At 38.6% G+C, this 10,492-nt stretch carries 4 protein-coding genes and 1 pseudogene; all 5 read left to right on the top strand.

All coding sequences use genetic code 11. From position 1 onward, the window contains the following. On the top strand, positions 1 to 442 hold a 442-nt coding region (locus ACFINO_RS08295), incomplete at its 5' end, for a YadA-like family protein (protein WP_375655417.1). 414 nt (positions 443 to 856) lie between these two features. Next, positions 857 to 1,099 carry a hypothetical protein gene (locus tag ACFINO_RS08290; protein WP_375633132.1) on the top strand — a complete coding sequence of 81 codons (243 nt, stop codon included), beginning with the start codon at positions 857 to 859 and terminating at the stop codon, positions 1,097 to 1,099. 133 nt (positions 1,100 to 1,232) lie between these two features. Further along, positions 1,233 to 1,730 (top strand): hypothetical protein, encoded by a 498-nt coding sequence (locus ACFINO_RS08285; protein ID WP_375635019.1) that lies wholly within the window; start codon positions 1,233 to 1,235, stop codon positions 1,728 to 1,730. Between the two features lie 507 nt (positions 1,731 to 2,237). Then, the gene (locus ACFINO_RS08280) at positions 2,238 to 5,363 is read left to right on the top strand and encodes a Vomp family autotransporter (RefSeq protein WP_375655416.1); all 3,126 of its coding nucleotides are present in this window, start codon (positions 2,238 to 2,240) and stop codon (positions 5,361 to 5,363) included. Positions 5,364 to 6,186: 823 nt separating this feature from the next. Beyond that, positions 6,187 to 10,492 (top strand): annotated as a pseudogene (locus ACFINO_RS08275) (hypothetical protein); the annotation flags it as partial.

The following is a 10,492-nucleotide window of genomic DNA, read 5'->3' as shown; positions in this document are numbered from 1 at the left end:
TGGAAAGATTGAAACAGGTTCTCAGCAAGCTGTTAATGGTGGTCAGTTGCATGATTATACTGAAGAGCAGATGAAGACGGTTCTTGAGGATGCCAATAAGTATACGGATGAGAAAGTTTCTCATATTGTAAAAGATGGAGTTAATGAGGCTAATTCGTATACGGATATGAAGTTTTCGACATTAAATTATGCTGTTGAGGATGTTCGAAAAGAGGCAAGACAAGCAGCAGCTGTTGGTTTAGCGGTAGCTGGTTTACGCTATAGTGATATTCCTGGAAAATTAACAATCGCATTTGGGAGTGGTTTATGGCGTAGTCAATCTGCTTTTGCTGTTGGTGCAGGTTATACTTCAGAGAACGGTGATATTGGTTCCAACTTGTCAATTACCACTTCTGGAGGTCACTGGGGTATAAGTGCAGGGGTTAATGTGATACTCAACTAATAAACGACTAAATCCATAAAATTGATTTGCCCTTTTCTTAAATAAGAAAAAGGCAAATTTTTTATCTTTTTCCAGAGCTCTCTAAAGCTATTCTAAATGTATAAAACTCCCGTAATTATATAAAATCCGAATATAAAAAGCCTCTGACAACTTTGTTGAGAATAAAAGACCTTAGTGGTAAAGATTCAAAAAATTGATTGCTATTATTTTGATTTGTTAAAATGCTTCACGCAATGTCAATACGAATATACCCTTTATTAAAAGGAGACAGTTTTAGCTTTTATTTTCGTATAGTTTTAAACGTATGCTTTATAATGCAACGATCTACAGATATGCAACGTACTCCAAACACAAGTATTGCTTTAGGGTAGTGGAGCGCAAACGGAAAAAGAATGGAGCGTTTCTGTAGGTAATATGGCTTACGCTTTAGAGAAAAGCAGTATCGCAATAGGTAGTGAATATAATAAGAAGAGCGAATACGGGGAAAATGATTATACTCTTTCGAAGAGTGATTATTCAACAGTAGTGGGAGCTGTTTCTAAAGTTTTAGAATATGGTTCGATTTCACTTGGTTACTCCGTGCATATACATTTGCTCAAGAAGCTATTTCTATGGGCTTCTATTCAAAAGCAAATGGGGTTGGAAGTATCGCTTTAGGTTCTTATTCTAAAGTGACGGTTGATGGGGGGCTATTGGGAACAACTCTGTGTCCGGTAGGGCTGATGGCGTTTTTGGGTATACGTCTCTTCTGCAAGGACCGGCTAAAAACCCTGAATCTCAATGGAAAAGTATGAAAGTTGCAGTAAGTATTGGTGTTCCTAGTAAGAATATAATGCAACAAATTATAGGCGTAGCAGCTGGTAGCAAACCTACCGATGCAGTGAACCTTAGACAGTTACAGGATTTAGAAGAAGTTGTAAGAAAAAAGGGTGGAAATTGTCTATTGCTGGTGAGGAAGTTAAAGATATGGGTGCTAGATAGTACAATAAATTTTTCATCTGGAGTAAGTAACTTCAGGGTTAAAAGAGATAAGAACGATGAAAATAAGCTCATATTGAGTTTGGCTAATGATATAGCATTGAAAAGCATAACATTAGGAGAAAAAACAAAAGTAGATGCAACAGGCTTAGTAATTACTGATGTCCCACAAATAACCACCGGTAGTATTAATGCGGCAAGTAAAAAAGTAACAAATGTTGCAGAAGGAACTAGCAATACTGATGCAGTGAATTTTTCACAACTGAAGGGAATAAAAGAACAAGTAGCAGTGAGTATTTTTGTAAAATAGGATACAGCAACGAGACACATTACCATTAGTAAGGATATAGATGGGGCATTTTAGTAAAAAGCTTTCATAAATCCTCTAATGAAATAAAAAAATCTTATTCACGAAAAATAAACTGATGCCTAAGCGGATAATCAATAGGTACAAAAATTATATTTCTTTCAAAGAGATCAAAGCTAAAAACGACATGCAACCTTTGATAGAAAAACGAAATCTATTCTAATATTAAGTATTTTTTTACCTTCCTCAAATTGACTTTCACAAACCTGCCTCTAATTACACCTCTAAAGGCGTTGCAGAAACGACAGCTTACGTCTTAATTTTATTTATGTCCTAAAAACACACGTTGTAAGAGCGCGGACATGCAAGGGAAATAAGAAAGCTTTAGGGCTCTAGATCATACCTTTTTTGTGTTTTTAATCTATTATTATGAAGGGGTATTATGAAAAAATTATACACTACACAAAATCTGCGTGATTTGAGTTTTTTCGCTCACATCGTCGATCATCATTGTTTAAAGTAGCGTCGTTAGGAACTGCGGTTGCCTTATTTTTATCGAATGATGCTCCTGTTTTTTCAGCAAATCTCGATTTAACAAAAGCATCTCTCGAAAATGTGAAGAATGCTGCCGTAGTTTATCCGCAAAGCATCATCTCTGCGTATGATGATTATAACAGTGGTATGGATGGTTATAATTCTGTAATAAATGTTTTAACAGCTGACGGAAAATTTGCATGGGAAGATGCGCAAAACATCTTCACAGCGAATGGCACGCTCGTTTCTGATTCAAAAAGGGATAAGAGGGCTAAAAAAGCTGTTGTTTTAGATCCAGAGAAATATACGGCAAAAGAGAAAAGTTTTACTATAAACTCTATGGCTCGCGCTTCAGGGCTAGACGGTATTGCGATAGGTTCCGTATATGATAATCAAGATAGCATTGGGGAATATACATTCGCGAATGATTACTCCTCAAAGGTGAGGGTTGATGGTAATGGAGCTATTGTTATAGATAAGAATGCTGAAACGCGGGCGTATGGCAATGTTGTTCTTGGGGACGGTTCTTCGACTACATCGCTTGCTGGCGCTAGCGGTTACAGTCCTATCGAGCTAAGCAAAAAAAATAAAAACAGTGAGGTATGGAAAAGTACTGCGCATGCAGCAACTATTGGTGATTATAAAAATAAGGTAACACGCCAGCTTGAAGGAGTGGCTGCTGGTAGTTATTCTATCGATGCCGTTAATGTTGCACAGCTAAAAGCGTTAAAAACTTACGTAGACCAAGGTTGGCAGCTATCTATTGGGGGTAAAAATGCCACAACGATTGGTATAACGAGCACGGTAGATTTGTCGGCTGCAAGTGATAACCTTAAGATTACAAAAGGTGCGGAAGACAATAATGTAAAATTTGATCTAGCTAACAATATTACAGTGGAACGAGTTACCGCTGGGAGAAGCTCTATAAGTGATGATGGCATTATATTTGCTGATGGGGCTAGAATAACTGTGGATGGTATTGATGCTGGCAATAAGCAGATTACAGGAGTGGCAGCTGGGGAAGAACCTTATGATGCAGTGAATTTTGCGCAGCTACAAGAGATAAAAAATCAAATAGCAGCAAATAGTCTTGTTAAGCAAGATGGTGGAGAAGAAGGTCGTATCACCATTGGTATAGAAACAGGTGGTTCTGAAATCAATGTTGCAAACAAATCGGGTGAAGATAGGATAATTTCCGGTGTGAAGGCTGCTGTAAACAATAACGACGCTGTTAATAAACAACAGCTCGATGGTCAGATTGCAGATGTTGTTGACACTATAAAAAGCAATAGCCTTGTTAAGCGAGAAGAAGAGACAAATCGTATCATCATCGGTAAGGAAATAGAAGGCACAGAGATTAATATTGCAAACAAATCAGGTGATGCTCGTGCAATTTCCGGTGTGAAAGAAGCAGTTAAGGATGATGAAGCCGTTAATAAAAAACAACTTGATGGTGAAATTGCAGATATCACGGACAGTATTAAGGTCATTAAAGAAGCAAATAACTTTGCGGTTCTTTATGATAAAAATGCAGATGGCACCATTAATTATAATAGCGTGACTTTGGGTGGTGATAAGACTACGGCACCAGTTTCTCTCCATAATGTACAAGCTGGTACAATTGCAAAAGGGTCTCTTGATGCGATCAATGGCAGTCAGATTGAAAAAATATCTGAAGATGTAGCAAACATTTTGGGTGGGAATGCGGAATTTAGCGATGGTATTTTGTTTGGTCCGCTCTATCATTTATCGCGCATTTCTGAAGATGGCGTAGCAGTATCTAATGTTGGTGACGCTTTGACAGGGCTTGATGACAATATCAACAATGTGAATAGCCGCTTAACACATGTAGCCAATGAATTTACTCAGAAAATTGAGGGTGTTTCTAAAGATTCTCTATTGTGGAGTAATGATGAGCAGGCGTTTGTAGCACAGCATGGAGAGGGAAGAACCAATAGCAAAATTAAGTTTCTTGCCAATGGAGATATTTCTGCTAACTCAACAGATGCTATAAATGGTTCGCAGCTTTATTTGATGAGCAACCAATTGGCTGCGTATTTTGGTGGTGGCGCTGGTTATAATAATGGAAAATGGACCGCTCCTACTTTCAAGATAACGCATTTCAAGGCTAACGGGAGTTCTGCTGAAAAGAAGGATTATCATGACGTTGCCAGTGCTTTTGACGGCGTAAGTGAGAGTATGTCTAAGATAAACGACCGCATTCAAAATGTTGAAAACAATGTCTCGTCCAATGGTTTAAATTGGAATGAGCAGAAAAAAGCTTATGACGCTAGCCATGATGGTCAACCAAGTAAGATTATCAATGTAGCAGATGGTAAAATTGCAGAAGGTTCAAAAGATGCAGTCAATGGTGGACAGCTTTGGGAGACCAACGAACGTATCACTGGCGTTGAAAAAGATATTAAACATATTGAAAACAGAGTCGACAATATTTCCACTACGGTTACGAATATTGGTGAAACAGTTTTCAATATTGAAGACAGAGTTGATAATATTGAGAACACGGTTAATAATCTTTCTGATGGTGCAGTTAACTATGATAAAGATGTTGATGGTAAAAAGACCAATAAGATCACTCTAAAAGGTGGGAATGAAAGTGAACCTGTTATGATTGATAATGTTGCGGATGGTCGTATTGAACAAGGTTCGAAAGAAGCTGTTAATGGTGGTCAACTGCATGATTACACTGAGCAGCAGATGAAGGTCGTTCTTGATCAATCAAAGCATTACACAGATCAACGGGTGAATAATATCGTTATCGATGCTATTGATGATGCCGTTGATCGGGCTCACCAATATACAGATATGAAGTTTAATATTTTAAGTTATGCCATTGAAGATGTTCGGAAAGAAGCAAGGCAAGCAGCGGCGGTTGGTCTAGCAGTGTCCAATCTACGTTACTTCGACGAACCAGGATCTTTGAGTGTCTCATTTGGTAGCGGCGCATGGCGTGGACAATCGGCATTTGCTCTTGGAGCTGGTTATACATCTGAAAATGGAAAAATCCGCTCTAATCTCTCTGCCACAAGTGCTGGTGGTCATTGGGGAATAGGTGGTGCAATCACTCTGAAAATAAAATAATACGAACAATAAAAACCGAACAAAACATTCACCCTTATTTATTGAAATGAGGGTGAATATTTTTTACAGACGCACAGTATTTATCTAGAGATAAGCATAATATTTGATGACGATATAAACTTTGAGGTTTTATAGAAACCCCTTATATGCTTTTATTGCAAAAAGATCACAGTAGAATCCATATTGCTAAAAAGTTATATTTTTATGTTGCTATTTTCTTGAACAGTCTATAGTCATGCAGGAATGTATATTAATAAGACTCATTTTGATAAAATAACTTTCAAAGGGGGGATAAGTAGTGCGTAAAGATAAAAGATACATCAAAGGATCACGCATATATCATTACATGATATTTTAAGAAGAGAAGTCCTAACTAAAAAAGCAATTATCCAAAGCAAGTTAGATATCGGACATACTACAATCTCTTTTTATTTTACTTGTTATTAATAAAAAAATGCTTTCTAATAAAACTAAAGTCTATAATTAAGAAAACACATACTAAAACCTTTTTTAAAGCATTTTATAGTAACGACTACCAAGTAAAAAGTAATATTAAATATGGAAGACCTCTTTTTTAGTTAGTAAAAAACAGCACACTAAAACCCTTAGATTCTAAATGTATTATTTCTATGTCCACAAAACATAAATCAAAAACAAACATTTAAATCTCAATACAGAAAGCACAAACAAAACAAAAGACTCAAAATGTTCACATCCTAAGCAACGATCGTCTATTATGAATTCCAGGGAGATTAATAATGCTAAAATGTGTCTTTTTTATGTTTTGGAGGTGTTTTTAAGTTTTTTCATTGGAGAATTTGTTATGAAAAAATTATATGCCACATTAGCACACGATGATGCAAATGGGACTCATTTTCCTTATCCCTTGTCTTTGGTGAGGGTGCTTTTGTTGGTTGCAATAGTTGCGTTTTTATCGAATGTTTCTCCTAGTTTTTCGGCAAATGTCGATTTAAGCAAAATGTTCCTTGAAGGTGTCGAGAGTGCTGTTGTAGGAACTCCACAAAATGTTATCTCTGCTTATAATAGCGATAACAGTGAATTAGATGCTTCTAGTGCGTCAAAGGAGAATTATATAACAGCGTTGAGTGTTGCGACGACACCTAAGGTGGATGCTACCAGTGACTATGCAAATTTTCTCATCAATACTCTTTCTGGTAACAGTGATAAGAATTCCACAATAAAGACTGATAATAGTTCTGTAATAAATACTTTGACACCAAGACAACTTATTCCTGTTAGTGAAATGCAGAGAGGTGGTGGCAAAGGTGTTCAGTTGGGTGAGGCGGCGAGTGCGCCCTCTGTGTCGTCTATTGCGATAGGCAATGAGCAAAAATGTGATAAAGGCAAAAACTGTTATTACGTCGCTGCACGTGCGTCAGCTGAAAGAACAATAGCTATCGGTTTATCATCTGAAGCTAAGAATTATCAGGGAATTGCTATTGGTGTTACTGCAAAAGCACTCGCTGACAGTGCTGTTGCTATAGGTCCCTTTACAAAGGCGACAGAAAAAAATGCTATCGTTTTGGGGTATAGTTCAGAGGCGACAGGTTTGAATAGTATTTCTATAGGGCGCTCGGCGCACTCTTTGGGTCAGCATAGTATCGCAATAGGTTCTGATGATATTACAGATAAATATCCAGATGATTATACAACTGCGAAGAGTAATCATTCAATTGCCGTAGGGCGTGTTGCTAAAGTCCGAGGAGAAAATGGGATTGGTATTGGTCAGCGTTCATCGGTATGGGATAATGCTAACAATGGCATTTCTATCGGTTACTATTCAAAAGCACAGGCGTTGGATAGTATCGGGCTAGGTCACGACGCTTTGGGGATGGTGGAAGGGAGTGTTGCAATAGGAAGCCATACTAGAGCCAATAGGGCTGCAGGTGTTCCGGGTTATACTTCTGTGCTGCAGGGACCTGCAACGAATGAGGTATCTTATTGGAAATCTACATTAGGTGCTGTTAGTGTTGGTGATGTTGATGCTGGCAAAACACGACAAATTACAGGTGTAGCGGCTGGTAGTGAAGATGCAGACGCAGTGAATCTAAGACAATTGCAAGACTTAGAAGATGTCGTAAGACAAAATGGTTGGAAACTGTCTGTTGACGGTAAAAATGCTAAAACAGTCATTATGGATAGTGGAGTAGATTTTTCTACTGGCAGTACCAATCTTAACATTACAAAAGGCGATAAGGATAATAAGGTAAAATTTGATTTAGCTCAAGATGTTACATTAACGAGCTTAAAGGCAGGCACAACTGCCCTAGATGCAACAGGTCTGGTAATTACTGATGGACCGAAAATAACGACCGCGGGCATTGATGCTGGAGGTAAAGAGATAAAGAAAGTTAAGGCTGCAGCACTCACTGAGACTTCACAACAAGCGGTGAATGGTTCACAGTTATTTGCAACAAATAATGAAATTGCTGATGTAAGAGATAGTATCCTTGTTAAGCAAGAACAAGAAGAAGAAAATAGATTAGCGCGTAGTCTTCGTGCAGGGGGAACAGGTGTTATTACCATTGGGAAAGGAACTGGTGGCAATGAAGTCAGCATTCTGAATAAAGATAATGAGAAACGGAAAATTTCCGGTTTATTAGGTGGCGATCTCAGTACAAATTCAGATGAAGCAGTCAATGGTTCTCAGATAAATGTACTAGGTGGTAAGGTAGCTACTTTTTTTGGTGGAGATGCTGACTTTGGAAATGGAAACTGGACAGGTCCAAGTTTCAAGATTAAGATCTTCAATGAAGATGGTACTGAAGAAGATAAAAGCTATTCTGATGTAGCAAGTGCTTTAACAGGGGTTGGTACTTCTATCACAAATGTAAAAAAAGAGGTCACTGAAAATATTGATCAGAATGCTTTGATGTGGAGCGAAGAAGAAGGTGCGTTTGTAGCAACGCATGGGAAAGAAGATGCAAAAAGCAATAGTAAGATTAAGTATCTTGCGAATGGCGATATATCTGCAAGCTCAACGGATGCGGTGAATGGCTCACAGCTTTTTACCACCAATGAAAATGTTACTAAGATTGCTGAGCATACAGCGAAATATTTTGGTGGTGATGCTAAGTATGAGAATGGTGAATGGACCGCACCAAAATTCACGGTTAAAGCTGTCAAAGATGATGGTGTTGCAGTTGAAGAGAAGCAGTATGATAATGTTGCGGATGCGTTATCTGATGTTGGCGCCTCTTTCACGAATATTCACAAAGAGATTAACAAGGTTGTAAGTGATAGTCTTGTTAAGCAAGATGCAGATACAAGTCTTATCACTATTGGTAAAGAAGTAGCAGGCAGTGAAATCAATATTGCCAATAAAGATAACGGGGATCGGACGCTTTCTGGTGTAAAGGAAGCTGCGAATAACAATGAAGCGGTTAACAAGGGACAGCTTGATAAAGGTTTAAAAGATCTTTCTGATAAACTTCAGTCTGATGAATCGGCGGTTGTTCATTATGATAAAATAGGTGATGAGACTGATTATACGAGTGTGACATTAGGCAAAGGTAAGAATTCTTCCTCTGTTGGCCTTCATAATGTTGCAGATGGTAGTATTGCTAAGGGCTCTCATGATGCAGTGGCTGGTGGACAGCTTCATACAATCACAGATGATTTATCAAAGATTTTAGGTGGAGATGTATCCTTTGATGGTAAAAGTTTTAAACAACCAAAGTATGACTTATCGACAGTTTCTAAAGACGGTAAGGTAGATGACAAAACCTATGAGGATGTTGGTTCTGCCTTTAAAGGACTTGATAAGAATATCAAGACTGTGAACGATCGTATTAAGGAAGTTTCACAAGGAGTAGCACAGGATTCTTTGGTATGGAGCAAGGATGAGGATGCCTTTGTAGCGCAGCATGGAGAAGAAAATAGTAAAACCAATAGCAAGATTAAGTATCTTTCGAATGGAGATATATCTGAAGGCTCAACCGATGCCGTGAATGGTTCACAGCTCCATTCTACGAACACAGCCCTTGCAGAATATTTCGGTGGTAATACCAAGTATGAGGAAGGCAAATGGACAGAACCTGATTTCAAAGTTGCGCAATTCGATGCTGATGGCACAGAAGGTGACGAGAAGACTTATCATAATGTTGCTGCTGCTTTTGAAGGTGTTAACAGTGCTTTCACCACTCTGAATGAAGAGATTGTCGATGTAAGAGACAGTATCCTTGTTAAGCAAGAAGAAGAGACGGGCTTCAGTCGTAGTCTTCGTGCAGGGGGATCGGGTGTTATCACCATAGGTAAGGCAGCAGGCGGTACGGAAGTAAGTATTCTTAACAATGAAGGTAAGGAACGGACAATCACCGGAGTGAGTGCTGGAACACTCTCAGAAAGCTCAACGGATGCGGTTAATGGTTCGCAACTTTTTACAACCAATAAAAATGTTACTAAGGTTGCTGAGCATACAGCGAAATATTTTGGTGGTGGTGCAGGCTATGATGATGCAGGTGAATGGACTGCCCCAAGTTTCAAGGTTAAGAAATTCGATGATACAGGCAATTCGAAAGAGGAAACTTATAATAATGTTGCGGATGCGTTAGATGGCGTAAGTACATCTTTCACGAATATTCACAAAGAGATTAACAAAGTTGTAAGCGATAGCCTTGTTAAGCAAGATAATGATACAAAACTTATTAGCATAGGTTCTGGAAAAGGTGGTGCTGCAATCAGTATAGCAGATAATACGAGTACAGATCGGACACTTTCTGGTGTGAAGGCGGCAGAAAATGATAACGAAGCGGTTAACAAAGGGCAGCTTGATAAAGAGATCAAAGGTCTTGCTCAAATCGTTAAAAGTGATTCTTTGAATTGGAGTGAAGCGGATAAAGCTTTTGTAGCGCAGCATGGAGAAGGAGATACGAAAGGGAATAGCAAGATTACGTCTCTTCAGGCTGGAACTGTTTCTAAAGACTCAAGCGAAGCGGTTAATGGTTCTCAGCTTTATTCATTAGGTGATAAGGTTGCTACGTATTTTGGCGGAGGTGCCAAGTATGAGAGTGGAGAGTGGACGGCTCCAAGTTTCAAGGTTAAGACTGTTAAGGAAGATGGCAAGGATGAAGAGAAGAGCTATACTGATGTAGCTTCCGCCTTTGAGG

It is taken from the genome of Bartonella sp. AA83SXKL (assembly GCF_042196965.1).
Taxonomy (GTDB): Bacteria; Pseudomonadota; Alphaproteobacteria; order Rhizobiales; family Rhizobiaceae; genus Bartonella.
This window is presented reverse-complemented; position numbering and strand designations above follow the sequence as displayed.